Genomic DNA, 25,639 nt, shown 5'->3' with positions numbered 1-25,639 from the left:
ATGGAAAAGTTTCGAGTTATTGGGTCAACACAACCTCTTCAAGGTGAAGTGACCATTTCAGGTGCCAAAAACGCTGCACTGCCTATTTTATTTGCGTCTATTTTGGCCTCTGAGCCAGTAGAAGTGGCCAATGTGCCACACCTTCGCGATATTGATACCACAATGGAACTGCTCAAACGTTTAGGCGCTAAAGTCGAACGTAATGGCTCAGTTCATGTCGATCCTAGTCAAATTGATGAATATTGCGCGCCGTATGATTTAGTCAAAACCATGCGTGCTTCTATTTGGGCTCTCGGTCCATTAGTGGCTCGTTTTGGTTATGGCCAAGTTTCGCTACCTGGAGGCTGTGCCATTGGCGCTCGTCCTGTCGATCTGCATATTCACGGTTTAGAGCAGCTTGGTGCCACCATCACCTTAGAAGATGGCTACGTGAAAGCCAGTGTCGAAGGTCGTCTACAAGGTGCACACATCGTCATGGATAAAGTGAGCGTGGGTGCCACCATTACCATTATGTGCGCCGCAACCCTTGCCGAAGGCACAACCGTGCTCGACAACGCTGCGCGTGAGCCTGAAATTGTCGATACCGCACTGTTTTTGAATAAGCTGGGTGCAAAAGTGTCCGGTGCAGGCACCGATACCATTACCATTGAAGGTGTTGAACGTTTGGGTGGTGGTAAACACGCTGTTGTGGCTGATCGCATTGAAACGGGCACGTTTTTAGTCGCGGCGGCTGTTTCTCGCGGAAAAATTGTTTGCCACAACACTCACTCGCATTTGTTAGAGGCCGTGTTAGCAAAACTGGAAGAAGCGGGCGCTGAGATTGAAACGGGTGAGGGCTGGATAAGCCTTGATATGACCGGAAAAGAGCTTAAGGCGGTTTCGATTCGCACTGCGCCTCATCCTGGCTTTCCAACCGATATGCAAGCACAATTTACCCTACTTAATATGATGGCAAAAGGTGGTGGTAAGATCACTGAAACCATCTTTGAAAACCGTTTTATGCACGTTCCTGAACTGATGCGTATGGGAGCAAAAGCGGAGATTGAAGGGAATACCGTGATTTGTGGTGATGTGGAATCGTTGAGTGGCGCGCAGGTGATGGCGACCGATCTACGTGCCTCAGCCAGCCTAGTGATTGCCGGTTGTATCGCAAAAGGTGAAACCATCGTCGATCGCATCTACCATATCGATCGCGGTTACGAAAGAATTGAAGATAAACTGTCGGCTCTTGGCGCTAATATTGAGCGCATTCAAGTCAGCAGTTAAACTCTCGCTCATGCAATGGAGCCGAAATCTCTGGGTTTCGGCTTTTTTATCCTTGCTCATTTTTTATCTTTGTTCCATGGAGAACTGAAATGATTGCTCTTTTGCGTCTATTGGCAGTCGCACTGTTTGCCATTGTGATGTTTGTTTTTGGATGTGGCTACTGTTTACTTAGCCCACGTAATCCCAAACATGTATTTACGTTTGGGCGTTTATTTGCCCGCATGTCAAAATTGATGGGTATTAAATTAGAACTGCGTATCCCAGAAGATGCTTATCAACGCGGCCAGCACATCTACATTGCGAATCATCAAAATAACTGGGATCTGTGTACTGTTGCTGCGGCTGTAACGCCGAAAGTCGTGACAGTAGGGAAAAAAAGTTTAGTTTGGACACCTGTGTTTGGTCAGTTGTATTGGTTAGCAGGGAATATTTTAATTGATAGATCCAATCGCAACAAAGCCAAAGGGACCATTGATCAAGTTGTCGATAGCATAAAAACCAGTGATGTGTCTGTGTGGATGTTTCCAGAAGGTACTCGCTCGCGTGGCCGTGGCATGCTGCCCTTTAAAATGGGTGCATTTCATGCGGCAATTGGCGCAGGTGTACCGATTATCCCCATCGTTTGCAGCTCAACTAATGATATTAAGCTGAACCGTTGGGACAATGGTCATGTGATTGTTGAGATGCTGCCACCGATCAGTATTGAAGGATATGGAAAAGAAAATTTACGGGAATTAGCGACATTATGCCGTGAGCAGATGATGGCCAAATTAGCGCAGCTGGATGAAGAGGTCGCGATGCTTGATGGTAAGAAAGTCACATCACGCAGTCAGTAACCGCTTTACTAAATGGTGGGAAAAAGAAGTATGAAGGTGGTGCCTTGTCCCACTTCAGATTCGACCTGCATTTTCCCACCATGCTTTTCAACAATACTGTATGAAATCGATAAACCCAAACCCGTCCCTACGCCGACAGGTTTGGTGGTGAAGAAAGGATCAAACACCTTGTTGATGATGTCTTGATTCATGCCATGCCCATTATCTGCCACTGTCACCCTCACCCAGCGTTTCCCTTTTTCGACCACAGAATCTGTGCTAATCGTTAACTTTCCTTGTGCTTCGCAAGCGTGAGAGGCGTTAATAAATAGGTTCATAAACACTTGTTGTAGCTCTGCTGATATCCCATTGATTTTCGGCAAAGCCTCATCCAACCGCTGCTCGACCTCCATCGTATATTTAAATTGGTTCCAGACCATGTGTAGTGTTGATTCAATACACGAATTTAACTCACACTCGACAAATCGGCCATCACTGGAGTGAGAAACGCTTTGTAGGCTAGTGACAATATCTTTTACGCGCAGCAATCCACCCGAAGTCTCTTGAAGCATGTCAGTTAAATCACTTTCGACAAAACCAATATCATGTCGTTGATAATAATCTTGATAATTGCGGTAGAAATCCGTGTTAGCAATTTCGGCTTTGTGCTGGGCTACCAAAGCGACAATTCCTATATAGGCGTGAGAGTAATCACGCAGCGTATTTAAATTACTCAGACAAAAACCGATTGGGTTATTGATTTCGTGAGCAACGCCAGCCGCCAGCAGACCGACGGAGGCCATTTTTTCTGATTGTACAAGCTGAGCTTGCGCGCTATGAAGTTGATCTAGAGTCTCTTGCAGCTCTAAAATTTTATCGTAGAGCTCGCGGCTTTTTTCTTGCAGTAACCGCTCTGCTAGCAAACGAGCCTGACGCTCACGCTCATAAATGCGTTGGTATTGCTCTATTTCACTCATGTTTACCCTTAAAGGTGACAACAATTTCACAAAATGAAGCGCCATGATGCATGCATTGGGGCTGCTCGATTTCGACTTCTTCACCAAATTGTTCTGAAGCGCCGATGATGAGTCCTTCTGCCGCAGCGCACAATTTTCTTTTCGAGGTGTAATACATGGTTAATCGATCGCCCTCGCTTTTACATTGAAATTGCGGCAAATAGGCATCGGGGTAGAGCCGCTTCACTTCTTTATGGATCACTTGATCGACCGAAATTAAAAACTCTAATAAGTTGTTTTTATTTGGATAATTTTCAGGAAGGCTGTTGTACAGGCGAGAAAATAGGTATTGCCCATAAAGCCGGACTAAATCATCGGTGGGGATGTTTTTCTGCTCGCTCAAATAAGCCACCATTGCAAGCAGTTCGTCATCGGAGTATTGCTCTCCAGCGGTGTAGATGCCTTGAGAGCTAGGTTTTAAATCCTCGAGCATTTGATCCCAAAACAGTGCGCCAAATTTTTCGATGACTAAATCAGAAAGAACGGTATAGATAATCCCTTGCATCTCACTACCTCGAACGGTTCAAAAGTACGATAAGTGTTGGTGACTAACCCTAAAGTAGCAAGTATGAGGTGTAAAAATTGATTTTTTGGATTAAACAAAAACCTCGAACGGGGTTCGAGGTTTGAAAAAGCACATTCACGTCAGAGTGGCATGCTGGTGGTGCTTACACTGTGCTGATTATGAGCAATGCTTACTTACGTACCGCAATCGCTTCAATTTCAATACCCACATCTTTAGGTAAGCGAGCGACTTCTACGCATGAACGCGCAGGGTAGTTTGCCACGTTATGCTCATCAAAAAATTTACCGTAGACTTCATTCACCGTGCCAAAATCATTCAGATCTTTAACAAATACAGTCATTTTTACGATGTCAGAAACCGTTAAGCCAGAAGACTCCACCACGGCTTTTACGTTGTCGAGAGATTGACGAGCCTGCACTGCGATATCTGCTGACACTTCACCGGTGACTGGGTTGACTGGAATTTGCCCTGAAGTGAGCACCATATTGCCAATATCGACACCTTGTACATAAGGGCCAATTGCGGCAGGAGCGGATTCGGTATGAAGTACTTTAGTCATGATTGTGTTCCATCTGTTTTTATGGGAAGGGTAGGCGTCAGTTTGCCTTTAAAGAAACGGCAGGTAAAGTGCAAAATGCCCCACTAAAGTGAGGCATCGATAGACTTAAATGGGGTTATATTATGACTCGCGTTCGGTCACAATCTCACGTGAGTAAACTTTCTCACAATACTTACATTTCAAACGAATATCGTTTTTCTTTTCGAAAACCTTAAAGCTGCTTTCGACCGGTTCATTGTGGGAAATACAGTTGCTGTTTGGGCAGGCAAAAACATCATTGATCTGCTCAGGCAGTGTCAACGCTAGCTTTTTCACCACTTGGTAGTTTTCGATTTGGTTGACAGTCGCATGAGGTGCATAAAGTGCTAATTTATTGGCTTGGGCTTCATTAATGAACACATTTTCAATCTTCAGCAGATCTTTTGCGCCCAGCGCGGAAGAGGGTAAATTTAAGCCAATCGTGACACGTTGATGAGAATTGTGCATATCGAATAACTTTAATACTTTAATGCCGATTTGCGCAGGAATGTGATCGATAACCGTGCCGTTTTTAATGGCTTCAACCTGCAATTGAGTCTCTTTAGTCATGGTTGGGGCTCCTTTATTACAGGGTTTCGTTTAACACAAGCGCCAGCAAAGCTTCACGGGCGTAGACCCCGTTTTCTGCTTGTTGGAAGAAGTAAGCGTGCTTCGTTTTGTCCACATCAACGGTGATTTCATCCACGCGCGGAAGCGGATGCAGCACTTTTAAGTTATCGCGCGCACCTTCAAGCATGGCGGCTGTCAAAATGTACGCCGATTTAATGTGCGCGTACTCTGATTCATCAAAGCGCTCTTTTTGGACGCGCGTCATATACAGAATATCTAACTGTGGAATAACGCTTTCCATATCGGTGTGCAGGCTGTACTCAATGCCTGCATCATCTAACTCTTCGCAAATATAGTCAGGCATTGCTAGCGCATCCGGCGCAACAAAGAAGAAGCGAATGTGGTTAAATTTAGCCAAAGCTTGGGTTAAAGAATGGACGGTACGGCCATATTTCAAGTCGCCAACAAAGGCGATATTAATGTTATCTAAACGGCCTTGTGTTTCGGCAATGGTGAACAAATCAAGCAGTGTTTGAGTTGGGTGTTGGTTAGCGCCGTCGCCAGCGTTAATCACAGGAACGCCGTTTGAAAATTCAGAGGCTAAACGTGCTGCACCTTCTTGGGGGTGGCGCATCACAAACGCATCCACATAAGAGGAGATCACTTGTACTGAATCGGCCAGTGTTTCGCCTTTTTTCGCCAGTGACGTATTGCCACCATTATCAAAGCCAATCACGCTGCCGCCGATGCGTTGAATAGCAGTTTCAAAAGACAAACGAGTACGAGTCGACGGCTCAAAAAAGCAGCTTGCTACCACTTTGTGCTTAATCAGCTCTGGTTTTGGTTCCGCTTTGAGTTGGCCTGCGGTTTTCACAATCAATTCCAGCTCGTCACGAGAGAGCTCCGGAATCGAAATAATGTGCTTTTGATAAAGCGAATTCACCATAGTCGTCTTCCCTATAATTTTCTAGTAGCCATAAAAAAGCCCCCCAATAGGGAGGCTTTAAAAATCAAGAGAGGGGAAAAATAACGCGCCCAGTAAGTCAGTACGCTGACCTACATTGAATCGAATTGCGTTGTAGATGTGAATAACAACGTCCGTTTTCATGGCTACCCCTCAGACAAATTGCTGGGAATTATACGCTTTCGTTGTGTGAGCGCAAGCGATTACCTCACAATCCTCTTCATCATTGGCACTGTCGCTGCGTTAGCTGCTTTCACTCACCCGAATCAATTACTCATGTAAGTTCATCGGGCTTCGTTCTCTTGCTGCCTTGCGACAGCACCAATGATTTTGAGGATTAAAAGTCGCTTTGGCACTGTCGCGGCGTTAGCTGTTTTCACTCACCCGAATCACTTACTCATGTAAGTTCATCGGGCTTCGATCCATTGTTGCCTTGTTTTTTTTAAGCGCCGAGAGTCGCGACCATCACAGCTTTGATGGTGTGCATGCGGTTTTCAGCTTCATCAAACACAATCGAATATTCAGACTCAAACACCTCTTCGGTGACTTCCAAACCTTTCATACCATATTTTTCCGCCACCTCTTTACCTACAGTGGTTTCGTCGTTATGAAACGCAGGCAAGCAGTGCATAAATTTTACCTGTGGATTACCAGTTTGCTTAATCACATTCATATTGATTTGGTAAGGTGTCATTAAGGCCACGCGTTCATCCCATGCATCGGCTGATTCGCCCATGGAAACCCAAACGTCGGTATAGAGAAAATCGCATCCTTGCACGCCTTCTTGTATATTTTCAGTGAGCGTGATTTTGGCTCCCGTCTGTTTGGCAATTTCTTGGCAAGTGGTGACGAGTGATGCTTCTGGCCAAAACTGTTTGGGTGCGACGAGGCGAATATCCATGCCCATTTTTGCTGCGCCCACCATCAGTGAATTGCCCATGTTATTGCGTGCATCGCCTAGATAAGCCAGTGACACTTGGTGCAACTGCTTACCACGGCCATGCTCAATCATGGTTAAAAAGTCAGCTAAAATCTGTGTTGGGTGGAACTCGTTGGTGAGCCCGTTCCATACAGGAACGCCAGCATGTGCGCCAAGCTCTTCGACAATTTCTTGTCCAAAACCGCGATATTGGATGCCATCGTACATTCTTCCGAGTACGCGCGCGGTGTCTTTCATCGACTCTTTATGACCAATTTGCGACCCTGATGGCCCGATGTAAGAGACTTGAGCGCCTTGATCAAACGCGGCCACTTCAAATGCACATCGCGTCCGTGTTGAGGCTTTCTCAAAAATCAGCGCAATATTTTTACCCGCTAATCTTTTCTGTTCTGATCCGGCGTATTTCGCTTTTTTGAGATCAGCAGAGAGATCGAGCAGAAATTGGATCTCTTTCGGCGTAAAATCGAGCAGTTTGAGAAAGTTGCGGTTGCGTAAATTGAAAGCCATATCCCAGTCCTAAACGGTGAATGATGAATGGCCTTAGTAAAACATATAAATGCTAAATTTGTGAATAATTATTTTAAAATAAAGGCGAGATATTAATAATATCTCGCCTAATGTGACTATAAATTCTCTTCAGCGAATTCGGCCAAGCGGCTGCGAACGACGCCGTTTAAGTGAATGTTGGCGCTGCCTTCGAAGTTTTTAAAGCGCTCAACCATGTAGGTCAAACCCGAGGTCACCGGGGTTAAGTAGTGGGAATCAATCTGCGCTAAGTTACCAGAACAGACAATTTTAGTGCCCTCACCGCAGCGCGTGATGATGGTTTTGATTTGAGAAGCGGTTAAATTTTGACACTCATCCAGTAGCACAAAGGCATTTTGGATTGAGCGCCCACGCATAAAGTTGATCGATTTAAACTGGATATTGGCTTTATCGCAGATGTATTTGAGTGAACCTTCGGTGCAGTGATCGTTTTTGTGCAAGGCTTCCAATGTATCCGTAACCGCCGCCAGCCACGGCATCATTTTTTCTTCCTCCGTTCCGGGTAAGAAGCCGATCGATTCTCCGATATCTGGCGTGTTACGGGTGACGATGATCTTATCGAACATCTTCTTCTCAATGGTTTGTTCAAGAGCGGCGGCCATCGCGAGCAGCGTTTTCCCGCTACCAGCGGCTCCGGTTAAAATCACCAAATCAATGCTTGGATCAAGCAAGGCATCAAGCGCCATCGCTTGGTAGATATTTTTTGGGGTGATGTCCCATGCTTTGCGGTGCATCATTCTCTCGCGGCCAATATCAAGCAGCGTAATTTTTTCTGCGTTGATTTCATGCACGCGTGCCGAAAAATCACTTTCTTCATCAATGACATACTGGTTGATAAAGGTTGGATCAAACGGCGTTTTATCTAACGTATGGAAGGCTTTTCCGCCGACGGTTCTACTCTCAACTTCATCGACGTTGTTCCAAAAATTTCCTTCACGAACTTGGAAGCCTTTGGTCAGGTACTGCACATCATCAATCAATTGGTCAGTGCGGTAATCTTCAACATAGCGCACGCCTGCACCTTTAGCGCGCAATCGCATGTTGATGTCTTTGGTGATGAGAACCACAGAACGTGGCGCTCGTTTCGCTTGCAGGTAAAGTACAGCGTTGAGGATACGGTTGTCGCCAGCTTTGTCAGCAAAGGCTTTGACGGTTTCTTGCAACTCAAAGTCGGCAAGGATCGAGATAGTTCCCGTCTTGCTGGCCTCTTTAGAAAATGGAATACCTTCGGTAATTTCGTCTGGGGTGGCATCGTGGAATAAGTGCTCTAAAGCACGAATAGCGACCCGCGCATCTCGTGCAACATCGCGTTTGCTGTCTTTGATCCGGTCAAGTTCTTCAAGAACGGTCATCGGAATGACCACATCATGCTCTTGGAAGGAGTAAATGGCTAAAGGTTCATGAAGCAGGATGTTGGTATCAAGTACAAACAGTTTCCGATCGGTATCGCCCATAAGCGTCTCCTTGCTGCTGTGCAGCGTGCTTAACAAAAGGTGCTAGCAAGTAGAGGTTATCGATCAATGGATGCCGGTAGTGACTCGATTGCTCGATGACTTACTGCAAGCCTGTGTTGATACTCATTGTCTGTTTGGTCAGCATGCTTCGTGCCAGAGTCATCCTTTTGACTGGCAAAGCAAGCATCGTTACAACAAGTATAGCAACCTTGTTTACTACAAATGCCACCGATTTCTTACAGTTTGATGTCAACCAAAAGTTGAAGAAAAAAATCTTGGTTATCCTTCGCTTTACACGTGACCTGTATCACGCCATCAAGTAAGATTAGCGACCTTTTTCTGCACCACACTCCAACAACAATCATAATTAGGAGTTGCCTTCACGTGGTAGCAGATCGATACAATCCATTCCAAATAAATAAGGTAGTCGATTCATGAGTTTTGCTTTGGGGCAACGCTGGATAAGCGATACAGAAAGTGATCTTGGTTTAGGTACTGTGGTAGCGCTTGATGCGCGTACTGTGACCTTGATGTTTGCTGCATCAGAAGAAAACCGCGTTTATGCACGCAGTGACGCCCCGGTAACACGAGTGACGTTCAATAGCGGCGATGTGGTTGAAAGCCAAGAAGGCTGGTCGCTACGCGTTGAGCAAGTTGTTGAAGAACAAGGACTACTCACTTATCTCGGTACGCGCGAAGACAACGATGAAAGCGGCGTGGCGCTACGTGAAATTTTCTTAAGCCACCAAATCCGTTTCAACAAACCGCAAGATAAATTGTTCGCAGGTCAAATTGATCGCATGGATAATTTTGTGTTGCGTTATCGCGCCCTCACTAACCAATATCAACAACACAAAAGCCCAATGCGTGGTTTATGTGGCATGCGCGCGGGCCTGATTCCTCATCAGCTTTATATCGCACATGAGGTTGGCCGTCGCCATGCGCCCCGCGTGTTATTAGCCGATGAAGTGGGGTTAGGTAAAACCATTGAAGCGGGGATGATCATTCATCAACAAGTGCTTTCTGGCCGCGCGGAACGTATTTTAATTGTGGTGCCGGAAACCTTGCAGCACCAATGGTTGGTGGAGATGATGCGTCGCTTTAATCTTCATTTCTCCATTTTTGATGAGGAGCGCTGTGTTGAAGCGTTCGCTGAAGCACACAACCCTTTTGATACTCAGCAATATGTGCTTTGTTCGCTCGATTTTCTGCGTAAAAGTCGTCAACGTTTTGAACAAGCACTTGAGGCGGAGTGGGATCTATTGGTGGTGGATGAAGCTCACCATCTAGAATGGAGCCAAGATAAACCAAGCCGCGAATACCAAGTGGTCGAAGGGCTAGCGCAAAACACCCCTGCGGTATTGCTGCTAACGGCAACGCCGGAGCAATTGGGCCGTGAAAGCCACTTTGCGCGTTTGCGTTTGCTCGATCCCGATCGTTTTTACGATTACGAGGCGTTCGTTGAAGAAGAAGAGCAATATGCGCCCGTAGCCGATTCAGTCAGTGCCTTGTTTTCGGGTGAGAAGTTGCAAAACGAAGCCAAAAACCAAATCACTGAGCTACTTTCAGAGCAAGATGTTGAGCCGCTGTTTCGCATTATTGAAAGCGATGCCGATGAAGAGAGCAAAGCCTCTGCTCGCCAAGAGCTGATTGATAATCTGATGGATCGCCATGGCACAGGCCGCGTGCTTTTTAGAAACACCCGCTCTGCGATTAAAGGATTCCCTGTGCGTAATGTGCACTTGATGCCGATGGAAATCCCCGCGCAATACACGACCTCGATGCGAGTGGCTGGCATGATCGGCGGTAAGCTCAGTGCTCAGGCTCGCGCGATGAAAATGCTCTACCCCGAAGAGATTTTCCAAGAGTTTGAAGGCGATGATGCAAGTTGGTGGCAGTTCGATTCTCGCGTGAATTGGCTGCTTGAAAAAGTGAAAGAAAAACGCAGCGAAAAGATTTTAGTGATCGCTTCTCGCGCTAGCACCGCGTTACAACTGGAGCAAGCACTGCGTGAGCGTGAAGGCATTCGCGCCACCGTTTTTCATGAAGGTATGTCGATTTTAGAACGTGATAAAGCCGCCGCTTATTTCGCACAAGAAGAGGGTGGCGCGCAAGTGCTTATCTGTAGTGAAATCGGCTCTGAAGGGCGTAACTTCCAATTTGCTAACCAGCTGGTGATGTTTGATCTGCCGTTTAACCCAGATCTTTTAGAGCAACGCATTGGCCGTTTGGATCGTATTGGTCAACACCGTGATATCGATATCCATGTGCCGTACCTTAAAGGCACATCGCAAGCGATTTTGGCGCGTTGGTTTGATGAAGGCTTGAATGCATTTGCTGAAACCTGCCCAACAGGCCGCGCTGTGTATGATAAATATGCCGATGATCTGATTGACATGCTGGCTTCGGGAAATATCGATACGTTGGATGAGATCATTGAACAGTCGGCAACGCTCAACAAAACGTTGAAGGCTCAGCTTGAACAAGGGCGTGACCGACTGCTTGAAATGCATTCAAACGGTGGCGAAAAAGCATTGAAAATCGTCGAAAGTATAGCATCAACGGATGGCGATACTAACTTGGTTACTTTCGCTTTGAGCTTATTTGATGCGATCGGTTTAAACCAAGATGATCGGGGTGAAAACGCGCTGGTGGTCACACCATCAGAGCACATGATGGTGCCAAGCTACCCCGGTTTGCCGTATGAAGGAGCGACCATCACTTTTGATCGTGATACGGCATTATCGCGTGAAGATATGAATTTCATCAGTTGGGAACACCCGATGATTCAAGGCGGGATCGACCTACTGATGAGCGAAGGCGTGGGAACATCGGCGGTTTCTCTGCTGAAAAATAAAGCTTTGCCTGTTGGGACTTTGCTGCTTGAGTTGATCTATGTGGTGGATGCACAAGCGCCAAAACGCAGTGGTATCAGCCGCTTCCTTCCTCAAACACCAATCCGTTTGATGATGGATGCGCGTGGTAATGATCTCTCCGCGCAAGTTGAGTTTGAAAGCTTCAACCGCCAATTAAGCCCAGTGAATCGTCATTTGGCCAGCAAGCTCGTTACGTCAGTACAAAATGATGTGCATAGCTTAATTGCTGCCAGTGAAAGCCAAGTTGTGAGCCGTGTTGAAGCGATTCGTGAACAAGCGCAAAAAGAGATGCAGTCGAGCTTAAACGGTGAACTGGAGCGCTTATTGGCGCTTAAAGCAGTCAACCCGAACATTCGTGATGAAGAGATCAGCGCGATTGAAGAGCAGATTAACGAGTTAAGCGGTTACATCGGTAAAGCGCAATTCCAACTGGATTCGTTGCGTTTAATTGTTGTGACGCATAACTGATCCCTTTAATTGGCCCTTGTGGCGTGCATTAAAAATAACAAAGGCCTTTTTCGATAAGGCCTTTGTTTTGTCTGCTATTACATAACCCACTTCCACCAAATAAATAGCGCTAAAAAGCCAAACAGATAAACAAGCCCTACGATAGACAGTGCTTTGAGTTTTTTTCCTACCGCGAGTTCAGCCGGTAAAGGTGTTTTAGTCACCAGAATATAGTTGAGCAGCGCAAAAATTGGCGTGGTCATAAATGCCATGATCATCGCAAAATTCAGCATTGGCATCAGTGCTGAAGCCCAAAAGGCAATGATGGCCAGCGCTAAAGCCGATACCACGATGACCCAAACTTGGTAGCAACGTGGGCTTTGGCTCTCTTTGTTTTGCAAAAGACGTTGTGATTCTGCAATCACTCGTGAATAGCCATCAATAACGGTGATGGTGCTACCAAAAATACAGAAAAAGGCGATCACTGCAATCAAATAACGTGACCACTCACCTATGGTTGAAGCGTACAATCCGACCAATTGATGCGAAAAGCCGACGCCAGATTTCGAGAGTTCAACGCCTGTTCCGTGTAGTACTAAGGCACCAAGCGCCAAAAATACAATCGCTAAGATTGCAGTACCGATATAGCCCACATTGAAATCAAATAGCGCGGATTGCGGCGTCACTTGCTGCTCTTGGCATTGACGCTTGAGCCACACCGAAGTGATGCTCGAAATCTCAATGGGTGCGGGCATCCAGCCCATTGTCACCACCAAAAAACCGATCGCGGCGAGTGCCCAAGGTGAAGGCGAAATGGTTTCTACCACTATCTGTGCTGGGGTTGCGACGGCAATCACCACGGCGAGTAAGGTGGCGATTGTCAGTACTGCCATAATCATTTTAGAAAGTGAGTCGAGCGCGCGAAAGTGGCCTGCAAAAAGGATCAGCAAACAAGTGGTCAGCACAATCACGGAAAGAACAATATTGCCCAGCTCAAAAGGGACAAAATAGGCCAGTAAACTGGCGCTAAACAGCAGTAACGCGGCGGTGTTTATAATGGCCGATACCACGCTTAAGAGGGCAAAAACCCATAAGTAAGCGCGCCCGAGATGAGCATAGCCTTGTACTAAACTTTTGCCTGTCCCCATGGTGTATTGAATGCCAGCCTTAAAAAAGGGGTATTTTAATAAGTTGACCAGCAAAATGAGGCCTGCGAGTTGCCAGCCATAAATTGCACCTGCTTGAGTTGACGCGACGAGATGAGAGCCGCCGACGGCTGCTGCTGCCATCATAATGCCCGGCCCGAGTGAACGAAGCAGTTGTGGCAGGGTTAAACGTTTGGCCGATTGATAAGGGACGCTGTGTTCCATTCTTGTTCCTTAGACTTGATGTTGTGTTATTTATAATTCTTGCTTTTGAAGCTGACTTTAATGTCAAGCTCATCAATCAATATCACACCCAGTTAATCTGTCAATTTTAAGTTACATTTCAAGTGATATTTCTAAGCAAGGCTAACTTACTGACGATTTCGTGATTTAACGAAACTAAGATGACTCTTCTCTATTGGCTTGGCGGAGAGGTTGTTATAATGCGCCGATTTTTTTAGGAGAAACCTTCGATGGCTATGCTTGAATACACGCCGCCCACAGATCCTTGGATTGATATTGTCTATGAAGATGATCAGATTCTCGCGGTGAATAAACCTTCAGGTCTGCTGTCGGTTCCAGGACGCTTGCCTGAGCATCACGACAGTATGTGGAGTCGTTTGGCTGAGCAATATCCAGAGATCCAAGTTGTGCATCGTTTGGATATGTCGACTTCTGGCTTGATGGTGCTGGCAAAAAATAAATACGCGGAAGGGGCATTGAAAAAGCAGTTTCAATACCGTTTAACGCATAAAATTTATTACGCTCGCGTGTGGGGCGTAATGGAGCTTGACGAGGGGGTGGTTGAGTTACCTCTGATTTGCGATTGGCCAAATCGGCCTAAACAGAAAGTCTGCTTTGAAGATGGAAAACCATCAAAAACTTTATATCAAGTAGCGAAAAGAGAAGAAAAAACGACAATTGTACGTCTTCTTCCTGTAACTGGCCGTTCGCACCAATTACGTGTTCACATGCAAGCTTTGGGTTATCCGATTGTGGGTGATGAGTTTTATGCCCCGCAAGAAGCGCAAGATTTTTCCGATCGCTTAGCATTGCATGCCGCAGAGCTCAGTTTTTATCATCCAAAGAGTCATTGGCTGCGCAATATTTTTGTCGGCTGTGATTTTTATCCCGAAGCACAAGAGCAAATTTTGCAACACTTTGATCCTGAGCGAAAATTACCAGATTACAAAACGTTGCCCCGACCTTAGTGTGATGTGGGTGGCGACAAGGAGCTAATATGTCACTACCCACGGTTGTCTTTCTCGATAGGGCCACAATCCCTGCTTATATTCGATTGCCAAGCTTACCTTTTGCTCATCATTGGCTTGAGTTTGACTTTACTTCTGCCGAACAAGCGCTCGATCGCCTATCTCAAGCCGATATCGTAATCACCAATAAAGTGGTGCTGGATAGGGCGCTACTCTCACAATGTCCGAAATTGCGCTTGATTGCTGTGTCGGCCACAGGCGTCAATAATGTCGATATCGATTACTGTCGTGAAGCAGGCATCGCACTGGTGAATGTTCAAGGCTACGCCACCCGTTCTGTTCCGGAACATGTCGTTGGGATGATTTATGCCTTAAGGCGTAACTTGTTTGCTTATCATCAAGATATTGCCAATGGCGAGTGGCAGCGCAATCAACAATTTTGCTTTTTTACTCATCCGATAGGGGATGTTGCAGGTTCAACGCTTGGTATTGTGGGGAGTGGCGCGCTCGGACAGGCAACTGCAACGTTGGCACGAGCGATAGGCATGCAGGTGATATTTTCTGAACGAAAGGGGGCCAAGTTATGCCGACAAGGTTTTATGCCCTTTGAACAAATGTTAGCGGAGGCGGATGTTGTGAGTTTACATTGCCCATTGAGCGAGCAAACCCGAAACCTGATAGGTGAGAACGAATTAAAGATAATGAAGCCTAATGCATTGTTGATTAACGCAGGCCGTGGTGGTTTGGTTGATGAGCAAGCACTTGTGACAGCATTGAAATCTGGGCAAATTGCTGGCGCTGGAGTGGATGTATTCAGTCGAGAACCAGCGGACAAAACAAATCCCTTACTAGCCAATATGGATTTGCCAAATTTGTTGCTCACACCACACGTGGCATGGGGTAGTGACTCAGCTATTTCACAATTGGCAACGATTTTGATGGATAACATTGCCGCGTTTGAGCGTGGAGAGCACAAAAATCGCGTCTGCTGATGGCGTGAATAAATAAAAAAGGTCGGTATTTTCACACCGACCTTTTTAATGGTAACGCAATCGCGATTATAGCGCGGCTATGGTCGCTTTCTGTTCTTCCAGTTTAACCAAGGTATCTTGATAGCCATTCAGCTTTTGACGCTCGATAGCGACAACGGCTTCGGGTGCTTTAGCGACGAACCCTTGGTTATTGAGTTTGCCTTCAATGCGTTTGATTTCGCCTTGAGTTTTAGCAATCTCTTTTGCTAAGCGCTCTAGCTCCGCATCTTTATCAATCAAACCAGCCATTGGGATCATCAGTTCAGATTGACCAACCAGCGCCGTTGCACAAGCGGGAGTCTCTTCACCCTCTTCAAGAACGCGTAGTGCCTCCAGTTTAGCCAGTGACAACAGTACCGCTTTGTTCGCTTCTAAACGTGCCACTTCTTGCTTGTTGGCGGCTTTTAGCATCACGTTAAGAGGTTTGCCTGGGTTGATATCGTACTCGGCACGTAGGTTGCGAATGCTAGTAATAAAGGCTTTCACCCATTCGATATCATCCAGCGCTGCTTGGTTGAAGTTAGCTTCATCATACTGAGGCAGCGCTTGCAGCATGATGGTGTCACCTTCAACGCCGTCCACTAATGGCTTAATGCTTTGCCAAATAGTTTCAGTGATATACGGGATCACTGGGTGCGCGAGGCGTAATGTTTTCTCTAATACCGTAATTAATGTACGTCGCGTTGCGCGTTGCTGCGCTTCACTGCCTTTCCACAATACGGGTTTAGTCAGCTCTAAGTACCAGTCGCAGAATTGGTTCCAGATGAATTCGTAAAGGGTATTTGCCGCCATATCTAAACGGAAGTTGTTGATATGGTTGTTGAACTCTTTAGCCGTCAATTCAAATTGAGACTCGATCCATTTATCGGCTAACGAATACTCAAGCTCGCTACCTGCGTTAAAGCCACAATCGAGATCTTCGGTATTCATCAACACGTAACGGCTCGCGTTCCAGAGTTTGTTACAGAAGTTGCGGTAACCTTCTAGGCGTTTCATGTCCCAGTTGATATCACGACCGGTTGAAGCCATCGCTGCTAGCGTGAAACGCAGTGCGTCGGTTCCATAAGGTTCGATACCATTTTCAAAGGTTTTACGCGTATTTTTCTCGATCTTGGCTGCAAGCTGTGGCTGCATCATGTTGCCACAACGTTTTTCAACCAGAGATTCAAGATCAATACCATCGATCATGTCGATAGGATCAAGCACGTTGCCTTTAGATTTTGACATTTTGTCGCCGTTTTCATCACGGATAAGGCCAGTGACATAAACAGTTTTAAATGGCACTTGTGGTTTGCCATTCTCATCTTTACAGAAGTGCATGGTCATCATGATCATGCGTGCAACCCAGAAGAAGATGATGTCGAAACCAGTAACAAGAACGTCAGACGGGTGGAATGTTTTTAGTGCCTCAGTGTTTTCTGGCCAGCCTTGTGTACCAAAAGTCCAAAGAGCAGAGGAGAACCAAGTGTCCAATACATCATCATCTTGGCGCAGTACCACCACTGGTGCTAGGTTGTTTTGTTCGCGCACTTCTTCTTCGCTACGGCCGACATAAACGTTGCCGTCGTTGTCATACCAAGCAGGAATACGATGACCCCACCAAAGTTGGCGTGAGATACACCAATCTTGCACGTCACGCATCCATGAGAAGTACATGTTTTCGTACTGCTTAGGCACAAATTGAATCTCGCCATCTTCAACGGCTTTGGTTGCGACTTCCGCTAGTGGCGCTGTGCGTACATACCATTGGTCGGTCAGCATCGGTTCGATAACCACACCACCACGGTCACCGTAAGGAATGGTGAGGTCGTGATCTTTGATTTCTTCAAGCAGGCCGAGAGCTTCAAATTCAGCTACGATGGCTTTACGTGCCGCAAAGCGCTCCATGCCTTGGTATTTAGCAGGTAGATCGTTGCTGTAAGCGTCACTTGGTTCACCATTGGTGTTGAACACTTCGGCGGCGTCACGAATATTGGCATCAAAGGTGAAAATGTTGATCATCGGCAGTTGGTGGCGCTTACCGACTTCATAGTCATTGAAATCGTGAGCAGGGGTGATCTTCACACAGCCTGTGCCTTTTTCCATGTCAGCGTGCTCATCGCCCACGATAGAAATGCGACGATTGACGATTGGCAGCATGATCTCTTTGCCGATCAGAGCTTGGTAGCGTGGATCTTCAGGGTTAACCGCTACGCCTGTGTCACCCAGCATGGTTTCAGGACGAGTGGTCGCAACAACAATGTAGTCTTTACCGTCTGCTGTTTTTACGCCGTCAGCCAGTGGGTAACGGAAGTGCCACATGTGACCTTTGACGTCTTTGTTTTCTACTTCTAGATCAGAAATTGCAGTGTGCAGTTTTGGATCCCAGTTCACAAGACGTTTACCACGGTAGAGTAAATCTTCTTGGTAAAGGCGAACAAACACTTCTTGAACGGCATTGGATAGGCCCGCATCCATAGTGAATCGTTCACGATCCCAGTCTACCGATGCGCCAAGGCGGCGAAGCTGTTTAGTGATGGTTCCACCTGATTCGCCTTTCCACTCCCAAATTTTGTCGATAAACGCTTCGCGACCGTAGTCATGCTTGGTTTTGCCTTCTTCAGCAGCAATTTTACGTTCAACCACCATTTGGGTAGCAATACCGGCGTGGTCTGTACCCACTTGCCATAAGGTATTTTTGCCTTTCATGCGTTCGCAGCGGATCAAAGTATCCATAATGGTATCTTGGAATGCGTGACCCATATGAAGGCTACCAGTGACATTCGGCGGTGGGATCATGATGCTGTATGCTTCTTTTGATGTATCACCGTGAGGCTTAAAGTAGCCGTTCTCTTCCCAAGTCTGATACAGAGCTTGTTCGATTGCTGTTGGGTTATATGTCTTTTCCATAGTGCTCTTAAATGGATACTGTGAATGGTTAATCTTAGTCAAACTTCATAAGTGAAGGATCTTGTTAAAGATCGCCTTAACTATAAGGTTTGACCTATGGATGTTGGATCTCGATTGTTTGCAATTGGTAGCCAGCTTGACGGTAGATTTTATACCTTTCGCGTGCTCGTTGCTTTGCTTTTTCTTCGCAGGGGACGAAGTCTACCACCTCAGCAAAGGCGTTCGCAAAGGTTGTATGATTATCCGCCACATTTATTACCAGTTGACGATTCCAATTGGGTTTGACGTTGGGGTAGCCAATCTCGATATGAGTAGAGTATTTCGGGCCTTCACCCACCAGATTGTGCGCGACAAACTGTTCAGCAGGTACTTGCCATAAATGTTCGGCAAACTGTTCAGCGTGAGTTTTATCATCACAATGCAGATAAATTTTTGCCCCTTGTTTGGCGAAGTGATGAGCCAGAAATAGGACATATTGCTCAAAGCCTGCCAGTGTTGCCTGAGGGCTTTCTTCGTTCACAATGTAAAAGGTGGCTCGCTGCATGTTGTCACCTACTATCTAATCGCTCATCAACAAAAAAGGGCCTTGCGGCCCTTTTCACATTTTGAGGTTATTCCTCAGACTCTTGGCCGCTGCGGTTCAATAAGAACTGGACGAGCAATGAGACGGGACGACCTGTTGATCCTTTTGCTGCACCTGACTTCCACGCGGTGCCAGCAATATCCAAATGCGCCCAGTTATATTTCTTAGCAAATTTAGATAAGAAGCAGCCAGCGGTAATCGTACCACCAGGGCGACCACCGATATTTGCCATATCAGCAAATGGGCTCTTTAGCTGCTCGTGGTACTCGTCGGCCATTGGTAGACGCCATGCGCGATCGCTTGCTTGTTCGGAAGCATTAACCAATTCATGCGCCAATGGGTTGTGGTTTGAAACCACGCCACTGATGTGGTGACCTAATGCAATCACACAAGCGCCAGTTAGTGTCGCCACATCTACCACGCAATCGGGTTCAAAACGCTCAACGTAAGTGAGTGCATCACATAGCACTAAGCGACCTTCGGCATCGGTATTGAGTACTTCAACCGTTTGGCCAGACATAGTCGTGAGAATGTCACCAGGGCGATAGGCATTGCTGCCTGGCATGTTTTCACAGCCGGCTAAGATACCCACGACATTTAATGGCAATTTCAATTTAGCCAATGCTTTCATTGCGCCAAAGACTGACGCCGCACCGCACATGTCATACTTCATTTCATCCATGCCTTCGCCTGGTTTTAATGAAATACCGCCGGAATCAAACGTTAGGCCTTTACCCACCAACACAATGGGTTTTGCATCTGGATCTGGGTTGCCTTTGTACTCAATGACCGACATCATCGACTCATTTTTTGAGCCACGACCGACAGCGAGGTAAGAGGTCATGCCCAACTTTTCCATCTCTTCTTCACCAATGATTTTGGTGGTGACGCTCTCATAGTCGTCCGCTAAGCGGCGCGCTTGAGATGCAAGATAAGCTGGGTTGGCAATGTTTGGTGGCATATTGCCAAGATCTTTCGACGCTTTCACACCGGATGCAATCGCAAGGCCGTGTGTAATCGCGCGCTCACCTAAGTTAAGCTCACGGCGAGTCGGTACGTTAAAAACAAGTTTGCGTAGTGGGCGGCGAGTCTCAGGTTTTACGCTCTTGAATTGATCAAAGGTGTACAGACCATCTTTCGTTGCTTCAACCGCTTGGCGTACTTTCCAATAAGTATCGCGGCCTTTAACGTGTAGTTCAGTCAGAAAACATACGGCTTCCATTGAACCCGTTTCGTTCAGTGTGCTGATGGTTTTTTGAATGATTTCTTTGTACTGACGTTCGCCTAATTCGCGCTCTTTACCACAACCTACCAGTAAAACGCGTTCAGACAGAACACCAGGGACTTGATGCAGCAGTAGCATCTGGCCGGGTTTACCCTCGAGATCACCACGGCGAAGTAGTGAACTAATATAGCCGTCGCTGATTTTATCAAGCTGCTCTGCTACTGGAGAAAGGCGGCGTGGTTCGAACACTCCAACAACGATACATGCGCTACGTTGTTTCTCTGGACTGCCACTTTTTACACTGAACTCCATGCGTACTCCTACATCCTGAAGACAAATAGAACTAAATGTTAGATAATGCGCTCTTAGTGGTTGAATCCGAGTTTGGATCTACTTTTAATTGAACGCCTAACAGTTAGTGAAAATTTTAAAAATAAAAGGTTCAACGGGAAATTATAGTGATTCAATCAAAAAAACAAGTTTTGTATAGGTAATTTCAGCGTGATTATTGTTAGATATTTGATCCGCGAGACACTCAAGAGCCAATTTGCGATCTTTTTCGTACTGTTTCTCGTGTTTCTTAGCCAACGATTTATTCGCGTTTTGGCTGAAGCTTCCGATGGTGACATTCCGGCACGAATGATCTTATCTATTGTGAGTTTAAATATGCCCGCAATGGGGTTATTAATGCTGCCTTTGAGTTTGTATATCGGCATCTTACTGACTTTTGGGCGTTTGTACGCAGAAAGCGAAATTACGGTGATGAATGCCACTGGCATCGGCAATAAATTTTTGATCCGTGCTGCACTCTATTTGGCTTTGATCACTTCAGGTGCTGCAGCATTTAACGCATTCTGGTTGGCACCTTGGAGCCAAGACAAAGAAGCACAATTAATGGAGCAGCTCGCAGCAGAAAATAGTGTTGATTTGCTACAGAAAGGACAATTTCAACGCACACCAGATGGTTCCTCGGTGGTTTTCATCGAAAATATTGAAAACAAAAAACTGCATAATGTGTTTGTTGCGCAGCTTGCACCAAAGGATTCGATACTCCCAAGTGTGATGTTCTCTAATTCTGGTGATGTTAAAGAGCTCAGTGATGGCCGTCAGATGATCACCATGTATGACGGGATTCGCTATGAAGGCGTGCCAACACGCGTTGATTATATGATCACAAAATTTGACGAATACGAAGGTTTAATTGGCCAGCGTGAAGTTAAACCCAAAGGACGCGATTGGGAGGCGTTACCGACATCCAATCTGCTTTCCAACCCGGATCGAAGAGCGAAAGCTGAGTTGCAATGGCGAATTTCTCTGGTGATTTGTATTCCGTTACTCACCATGCTGGTGGTCCCTTTGTCGGCGGTTAACCCTCGGCAAGGACGCTTTGCGAAAATGGGACCTGCAATCTTAATTTATTTGGCCTATTTTATGGCCATCAGCGCAACCAAGTCCGCCATTGAAGATGGCTCACTTGCTACGGTGATCGGTATGTGGCCAATCAATGCTGCGTTACTTTTGGCGGCGATTTCAGTGAATATCATGGACAGTGTGCCAGTGCGGCGCTTCAAAGATAAACTAAGACTAAAGAAGGCAGCATAACGCGTGTTTAAGATTTTAGATTTATACGTCGGCCGTACTATTGTTGCGACAACCTCGTTAGTGCTGGCGACCTTTGTTGGTTTGTCCGGCATTATCAAATATGTTGAGCAATTGAGAAAAGTCGGGGAAGGAAGCTACGATTTACTGCAAGCTTTACTGTTTGTGGTGTTGAGCATTCCTCGTGATATCGAGATGTTTTTTCCTATGGCCGCCTTACTCGGTGCGTTGATTGGGTTAGGTATGTTGGCATCAAGTTCTGAGCTCGTTGTCATGCAAGCTGCGGGGTTTTCTAAGCTTAATATCGGTATGTCGGTATTAAAAACCGCAGTGCCATTAATGATCATTGTCACCTTACTTGGCCAATGGGGAGCACCCCAAGCGCAGAAGATGGCGCGAGATCTGCGCGCTTTTTCTCTCTCTGGCGGTAGTATTGTTTCAGTGCGTAGCGGTGTGTGGGCTCGCGATGTGAATGATTTTATCTTTATTGGTAAAATTGATGACAACAAACTCTATGGCTTAAATATGTGGCGCTTTGATAACAATAAGAGTTTGCAAAACATCCTTTTTGCCGAAGAGGTGGATTACGATAAAGACAATCAATGGGTAATGAAAAATGTTCAAATCACCGACATGCGCGATGATGTATTGATAACAAAGCAAACATTACCTGAATATCGTTGGACGACTTCATTAGCTCCAGACAAACTAGCAGTGGTCACGGTCAAGCCTGAAGAGTTGTCACTGAGTGGCTTGTATGATTATGTCAGCTATTTAAAAACGTCGGAGCAAGATGCTTCACGGTACGATCTAGCGTTGTGGCGTAAAATCACTCAACCTTTTTCCATTGCTGTGATGATGCTGATGGCATTATCGTTTATTTTTGGGCCATTGCGCAGCGTTACTATGGGCGCAAGGATTTTGTCAGGCGTGATTGCAGGCTTTACATTTTATATTTCCAGTGAGTTTTTCGGCCCACTGAGTCTTGTTTATGGTATCCCACCAGTGTTTGGTGCCGTCGCACCCAGTTTGGTGTTTCTCAGCGTTGCCGTAATGTTGTTAAGACGAAAACTCTAAATAAAAATGACAGGTAAGAACTATCAACAAAAAGGAAGGGCAAACCTTCCTTTTTGTTATTCCGACTCAATTAACTTTAGGAAGTACCACTACTTTCGTTTTGGCCCAAATATCTTGGAACCCTCTTTTTTGTTGATCAAAGGGTACGGTGAGGTTTGCCAAGCCAAAGCCTGAGGTGAACAAACGTATTAAAGCTTGCGTGGCGCTGATTGAATTTCCACCTTGTTCGTTAATTATCAAAAGTCGCCAAGCACGCATCCCTAATGTCTGGCCTGCTCTTGTCCAGAAAAAGACGAAGAAGTAGACCCAGACAGCGGCAAGGTAAAATGTGTAAACATAGCTCCAAATGGGATGACGAGTGAGAAGGTCGCTGACATCTGCATACGAGCCATAGCTCATCACATTCAACGCAACGAGAGTTTCTAATATAGCAACGACAACACCAGCAGCCATCATCTCAAGAGCAATGATGATTAATGCATCGTAAATGAGCGCACCAAATCGGCGTAGTAATCCGGCAGGCGGTAGAGAAATAGAGTTACTCATCATATCTAAACATCTTTTGTATTCGCGAAATTGCAGCAGCATATAGCCTCGGAGAGGATCTGAAAAGAGAAGAGACGCACAGCTTGAAGGTTTGTGGCGAAAATATCGGCAAACGATTTGTATTTCAATATTTTGTTATTGCGCCAATAACTTTCTTACGTATAATGCCAACCATCAAAGGGCAATGCCCAAGATGCCGGTGTGGTGAAATTGGTAGACACGACGGATTCAAAATCCGTTTCCTTCGGGAGTGGCGGTTCAAGTCCGCCCACCGGTACCATAATTTAAACAACAAAGCCTCGACGAAAGTCGGGGCTTTGTTGTTTTTGTCCTCGAAATAATAGTCCGCTATCTTAGATGAATGGGACTCTTTTGATAGCCTTCACATACTTCTATATTGAACAGCGCACATTTCTTGCTTCTAGCCATACACATTTATATCAACACTACTAATATGTAGTTGATGAACTTTTGAGTGACTTCTTTTAAACTCATTAACTACTTAGTACTTAAGGTGTTATATAAATTGTGGCAAGCATAAAAATCACAGTAGATAGATTGCAGCCTGGCCTGCACATTAAGTTGCCCGTAAAGTGGAACGAACACCCCTTTCTTTTTAATAGCTTTAAGATTAAATCCCAAGAACAGATTCAATTGATAAAACACTTGGGGATTCAACATGTTTATATCAATCCTGCGCAAAGCGATACTCAACCCTTACCTGTCAATACGCAGCCGGAAGCCATAGAAGAATCTTCAGAGATGGAGAGTGAGGCTGAAAAATTGTGGGAAGAGAAGCAGAAACGGATTGAAAAGTTGAACGCATATCGTCGGCGAGTTCTAAACTGTGAAAAAGAGTTTGAGCGTTCTCTATCCCGTATGCGTGCGGTAATGAACAAGATACGCAATCGGCCAGAGGATGCGATAGATGAAGCTTCAATTTTGGTTGAAGATATCGTCGATAAGCTACTGAGTGAAGATAGCGTTACGCTGCATTTAATGAATGGCAAAAGTGAGTTTGAAGACATCTACTTTCATTCACTCAACGTTTCGGTCATTGCAATGATGATAGGAAAAGCGAAAGGGTATGATGCTCAAAAAATCAAAGAACTTGCTTTTGCTGCGCTGTTTCATGATATAGGCAAAATTAAGGTTCCCACCGCGATTGTTAGAAAGAAAACAACACTGACAGAGCCCGAACAAAATTATCTCAAATTACATACTAAGTATGGTTTGGATATTGCGAGCCATATCGATAGCTTTCCAGAAAGTGCAAAGAGAGTAATAGAACAGCATCATGAACTCAATGACGGCAGTGGGTATCCGCTTGGTTTAAAGGAAGCGGCTATTGATGAGCTTTCACAGGTCATTACGGTCGCGAATGTATTTGATAATTTGTGTCATCCCAATATCGTTGCAGAGCAGAAGATTCCTTATATTGCACTTTCCTATATGTATAAGCATTGTAATCACTTATATAGTAACGAAAACTTAAACGTATTGGTTAAATTTATGGGCGTTTTCCCTCCAGGAACCGTTGTTCAGCTTTCTAACAATATGGTTGGGTTAGTCATCTCCGTAAACGCTAGCCACTTACTATATCCTAATGTATTGATTTACGACCCTTCGGTTCCGCGAACCCAAGCGCCCATTATTGATTTAGCTGATCGAGATTTGAAAATTGTTAACGCCATTCTTCCACATAAACTTCCGGATAAAATCCGAGACTATCTTAACCCACGCTCTAGAATCTCTTATTTCTTCGATAGTGATGAGTAATATGCTTCTTTGTATTGCCTCAGTGCGGGCTTTCATTGACGAAGAAAAACACGCAATATGAAGAGTGTCACCTCAATGCTCGGGTGATAATCAGGAGATTTAGAGAGGGAAATAGGTCGCTAATTCATCGATATTTGACGCTTTGGTGTCTTTTTGTTCACTTGAGCTATCAGAAGGTACTTTTTTCTAAAAACCGCTTGCACTCATCTTCGTTCTCCCTATAATGCCGCCTCACTGACACGGCACAGCCAGTAAGGGTTCAAGCCCAATTAGCCAGCCAATCAGTAGGTCAAATCGGTAAGACGAAATAATGTAAAAAAGTGTTTGACACTTTCCATTATCTCGCTAGAATGGCCGCCTCTTCAAAGGAAGTCTCTGCAACCCAGCGAAGAACGCTCTTTAACAATATAAACCTATCAATCTGTGTGGGCACTCGTTGATGATAATCAAAAAAGATTTATCAATGAACTGAGTGACCAATCAGAATCAAGTTTACTTGATTTTGGCACAGTCAATTCATTGTTGTTCTGTTGGAACAACAATAGCTTTAAAATTAC

At 45.6% G+C, this 25,639-nt stretch carries 20 protein-coding genes and 1 tRNA gene; 9 read left to right on the top strand and 12 right to left on the bottom strand.

Annotation, left to right across the window (positions count from 1 at the left end; genetic code table 11):
• Both murA and AACT23_RS13860 read left to right on the top strand, forming a co-directional pair.
• Positions 1-1,266: a UDP-N-acetylglucosamine 1-carboxyvinyltransferase gene (gene murA / locus AACT23_RS13865; protein WP_026029130.1), complete on the top strand. Its 1,266-nt coding sequence runs from the start codon at positions 1-3 to the stop codon at positions 1,264-1,266.
• An 89-nt stretch (positions 1,267-1,355) separates the two neighbouring features.
• Positions 1,356-2,102: a 1-acylglycerol-3-phosphate O-acyltransferase gene (locus AACT23_RS13860; RefSeq protein ID WP_013855983.1), complete on the top strand. Its 747-nt coding sequence runs from the start codon at positions 1,356-1,358 to the stop codon at positions 2,100-2,102.
• An 8-nt stretch (positions 2,103-2,110) separates the two neighbouring features.
• Here AACT23_RS13860 and AACT23_RS13855 read toward each other — a convergent pair whose 3' ends face one another.
• The 7 genes from AACT23_RS13855 to AACT23_RS13825 form a co-directional block, all read right to left on the bottom strand.
• Positions 2,111-3,058, bottom strand: coding sequence for a sensor histidine kinase (locus AACT23_RS13855; protein WP_017047037.1), 948 nt, complete (start codon positions 3,056-3,058; stop codon positions 2,111-2,113).
• Positions 3,051-3,602: a heme NO-binding domain-containing protein gene (locus AACT23_RS13850; RefSeq protein ID WP_013855985.1), complete on the bottom strand. Its 552-nt coding sequence runs from the start codon at positions 3,600-3,602 to the stop codon at positions 3,051-3,053. Before AACT23_RS13850 ends, AACT23_RS13855 begins: the two co-directional genes overlap by 8 nt.
• A gap of 190 nt (positions 3,603-3,792) precedes the next feature.
• Positions 3,793-4,182, bottom strand: coding sequence for a RidA family protein (locus AACT23_RS13845; RefSeq protein WP_094127415.1), 390 nt, complete (start codon positions 4,180-4,182; stop codon positions 3,793-3,795).
• Positions 4,183-4,302: 120 nt separating this feature from the next.
• Positions 4,303-4,770: an aspartate carbamoyltransferase regulatory subunit gene (pyrI, locus tag AACT23_RS13840; RefSeq protein WP_010318833.1), complete on the bottom strand. Its 468-nt coding sequence runs from the start codon at positions 4,768-4,770 to the stop codon at positions 4,303-4,305.
• Positions 4,771-4,786: 16 nt separating this feature from the next.
• Positions 4,787-5,716, bottom strand: a complete 930-nt coding sequence (pyrB, locus tag AACT23_RS13835; protein WP_013855987.1) for an aspartate carbamoyltransferase — start codon at positions 5,714-5,716, stop codon at positions 4,787-4,789.
• Between the two features lie 460 nt (positions 5,717-6,176).
• The gene (locus tag AACT23_RS13830; protein ID WP_017047038.1) at positions 6,177-7,181 is read right to left on the bottom strand and encodes an ornithine carbamoyltransferase; all 1,005 of its coding nucleotides are present in this window, start codon (positions 7,179-7,181) and stop codon (positions 6,177-6,179) included.
• Between the two features lie 116 nt (positions 7,182-7,297).
• The gene (locus AACT23_RS13825; RefSeq protein ID WP_094127413.1) at positions 7,298-8,674 is read right to left on the bottom strand and encodes a PhoH family protein; all 1,377 of its coding nucleotides are present in this window, start codon (positions 8,672-8,674) and stop codon (positions 7,298-7,300) included.
• A 434-nt stretch (positions 8,675-9,108) separates the two neighbouring features.
• On the opposite strand from AACT23_RS13825, the gene rapA reads away from it, so the two are divergent.
• Positions 9,109-12,018 (top strand): RNA polymerase-associated protein RapA, encoded by a 2,910-nt coding sequence (gene rapA, locus AACT23_RS13820; RefSeq protein WP_094127409.1) that lies wholly within the window; start codon positions 9,109-9,111, stop codon positions 12,016-12,018.
• Between the two features lie 77 nt (positions 12,019-12,095).
• On the opposite strand, the gene AACT23_RS13815 is transcribed toward rapA, so the two are convergent.
• Positions 12,096-13,367, bottom strand: a complete 1,272-nt coding sequence (locus AACT23_RS13815; protein WP_094127407.1) for an NRAMP family divalent metal transporter — start codon at positions 13,365-13,367, stop codon at positions 12,096-12,098.
• Between the two features lie 248 nt (positions 13,368-13,615).
• Here AACT23_RS13815 and AACT23_RS13810 point away from each other — a divergent pair, with 248 nt between their 5' ends.
• Both AACT23_RS13810 and AACT23_RS13805 read left to right on the top strand, forming a co-directional pair.
• The gene (locus AACT23_RS13810) at positions 13,616-14,353 is read left to right on the top strand and encodes an RluA family pseudouridine synthase (protein ID WP_064625906.1); all 738 of its coding nucleotides are present in this window, start codon (positions 13,616-13,618) and stop codon (positions 14,351-14,353) included.
• Positions 14,354-14,382: 29 nt separating this feature from the next.
• Positions 14,383-15,345, top strand: coding sequence for a D-2-hydroxyacid dehydrogenase (locus AACT23_RS13805; protein WP_094127405.1), 963 nt, complete (start codon positions 14,383-14,385; stop codon positions 15,343-15,345).
• Between the two features lie 66 nt (positions 15,346-15,411).
• Here the strand turns inward: AACT23_RS13805 and AACT23_RS13800 are convergent, their stop codons facing one another.
• The 3 genes from AACT23_RS13800 to pepA all read right to left on the bottom strand — a co-directional run bounded on the left by AACT23_RS13800 (position 15,412) and on the right by pepA (position 20,393).
• Entirely contained in the window at positions 15,412-18,273 is a 2,862-nt protein-coding gene (locus AACT23_RS13800; RefSeq protein WP_094127403.1) for a valine--tRNA ligase, read from the bottom strand.
• 94 nt (positions 18,274-18,367) lie between these two features.
• A complete protein-coding gene (locus AACT23_RS13795) occupies positions 18,368-18,817 on the bottom strand; it encodes a DNA polymerase III subunit chi (RefSeq protein ID WP_017043380.1) in 450 nt (149 codons plus the stop codon).
• 67 nt (positions 18,818-18,884) lie between these two features.
• Entirely contained in the window at positions 18,885-20,393 is a 1,509-nt protein-coding gene (gene pepA, locus AACT23_RS13790; protein ID WP_010318842.1) for a leucyl aminopeptidase, read from the bottom strand.
• 189 nt (positions 20,394-20,582) lie between these two features.
• On the opposite strand from pepA, the gene lptF reads away from it, so the two are divergent.
• Entirely contained in the window at positions 20,583-21,683 is a 1,101-nt protein-coding gene (gene lptF / locus AACT23_RS13785; RefSeq protein ID WP_013855997.1) for an LPS export ABC transporter permease LptF, read from the top strand.
• Positions 21,684-21,686: 3 nt separating this feature from the next.
• On the top strand, positions 21,687-22,757 hold the full coding sequence (gene lptG / locus AACT23_RS13780; protein ID WP_013855998.1) for an LPS export ABC transporter permease LptG: 1,071 nt from the start codon (positions 21,687-21,689) through the stop codon (positions 22,755-22,757).
• A 66-nt stretch (positions 22,758-22,823) separates the two neighbouring features.
• Here lptG and AACT23_RS13775 read toward each other — a convergent pair whose 3' ends face one another.
• A complete protein-coding gene (locus AACT23_RS13775) occupies positions 22,824-23,345 on the bottom strand; it encodes an RDD family protein (RefSeq protein WP_094127402.1) in 522 nt (173 codons plus the stop codon).
• A 153-nt stretch (positions 23,346-23,498) separates the two neighbouring features.
• Here AACT23_RS13775 and AACT23_RS13770 point away from each other — a divergent pair.
• Positions 23,499-23,583: transfer RNA gene (locus AACT23_RS13770), tRNA-Leu, on the top strand.
• 248 nt (positions 23,584-23,831) lie between these two features.
• Positions 23,832-25,082, top strand: coding sequence for an HD-GYP domain-containing protein (locus AACT23_RS13765; RefSeq protein WP_017045406.1), 1,251 nt, complete (start codon positions 23,832-23,834; stop codon positions 25,080-25,082).
• Positions 25,083-25,639 lie beyond the last annotated feature (557 nt).

Source organism: Vibrio sp. V09_P4A23P171 (assembly GCF_963875615.1).
GTDB classification, from domain to species: Bacteria; Pseudomonadota; Gammaproteobacteria; order Enterobacterales; family Vibrionaceae; genus Vibrio; species Vibrio anguillarum.
This window is presented reverse-complemented; position numbering and strand designations above follow the sequence as displayed.

What these genes read in the sequence shown, in the direction of transcription:
- murA (WP_026029130.1), top strand. Translation starts at nt 1, where the DNA reads ATGGAAAAGTTTCGAGTTATTGGGTCAACACAACCTCTTCAAGGTGAA.
- AACT23_RS13860 (WP_013855983.1), top strand. Translation starts at nt 1,356, where the DNA reads ATGATTGCTCTTTTGCGTCTATTGGCAGTCGCACTGTTTGCCATTGTG.
- AACT23_RS13855 (WP_017047037.1), bottom strand. Translation starts at nt 3,058, where the DNA reads ATGAGTGAAATAGAGCAATACCAACGCATTTATGAGCGTGAGCGTCAG.
- AACT23_RS13850 (WP_013855985.1), bottom strand. Translation starts at nt 3,602, where the DNA reads ATGCAAGGGATTATCTATACCGTTCTTTCTGATTTAGTCATCGAAAAA.
- AACT23_RS13845 (WP_094127415.1), bottom strand. Translation starts at nt 4,182, where the DNA reads ATGACTAAAGTACTTCATACCGAATCCGCTCCTGCCGCAATTGGCCCT.
- pyrI (WP_010318833.1), bottom strand. Translation starts at nt 4,770, where the DNA reads ATGACTAAAGAGACTCAATTGCAGGTTGAAGCCATTAAAAACGGCACG.
- pyrB (WP_013855987.1), bottom strand. Translation starts at nt 5,716, where the DNA reads ATGGTGAATTCGCTTTATCAAAAGCACATTATTTCGATTCCGGAGCTC.
- AACT23_RS13830 (WP_017047038.1), bottom strand. Translation starts at nt 7,181, where the DNA reads ATGGCTTTCAATTTACGCAACCGCAACTTTCTCAAACTGCTCGATTTT.
- AACT23_RS13825 (WP_094127413.1), bottom strand. Translation starts at nt 8,674, where the DNA reads ATGGGCGATACCGATCGGAAACTGTTTGTACTTGATACCAACATCCTG.
- rapA (WP_094127409.1), top strand. Translation starts at nt 9,109, where the DNA reads ATGAGTTTTGCTTTGGGGCAACGCTGGATAAGCGATACAGAAAGTGAT.
- AACT23_RS13815 (WP_094127407.1), bottom strand. Translation starts at nt 13,367, where the DNA reads ATGGAACACAGCGTCCCTTATCAATCGGCCAAACGTTTAACCCTGCCA.
- AACT23_RS13810 (WP_064625906.1), top strand. Translation starts at nt 13,616, where the DNA reads ATGGCTATGCTTGAATACACGCCGCCCACAGATCCTTGGATTGATATT.
- AACT23_RS13805 (WP_094127405.1), top strand. Translation starts at nt 14,383, where the DNA reads ATGTCACTACCCACGGTTGTCTTTCTCGATAGGGCCACAATCCCTGCT.
- AACT23_RS13800 (WP_094127403.1), bottom strand. Translation starts at nt 18,273, where the DNA reads ATGGAAAAGACATATAACCCAACAGCAATCGAACAAGCTCTGTATCAG.
- AACT23_RS13795 (WP_017043380.1), bottom strand. Translation starts at nt 18,817, where the DNA reads ATGCAGCGAGCCACCTTTTACATTGTGAACGAAGAAAGCCCTCAGGCA.
- pepA (WP_010318842.1), bottom strand. Translation starts at nt 20,393, where the DNA reads ATGGAGTTCAGTGTAAAAAGTGGCAGTCCAGAGAAACAACGTAGCGCA.
- AACT23_RS13775 (WP_094127402.1), bottom strand. Translation starts at nt 23,345, where the DNA reads ATGCTGCTGCAATTTCGCGAATACAAAAGATGTTTAGATATGATGAGT.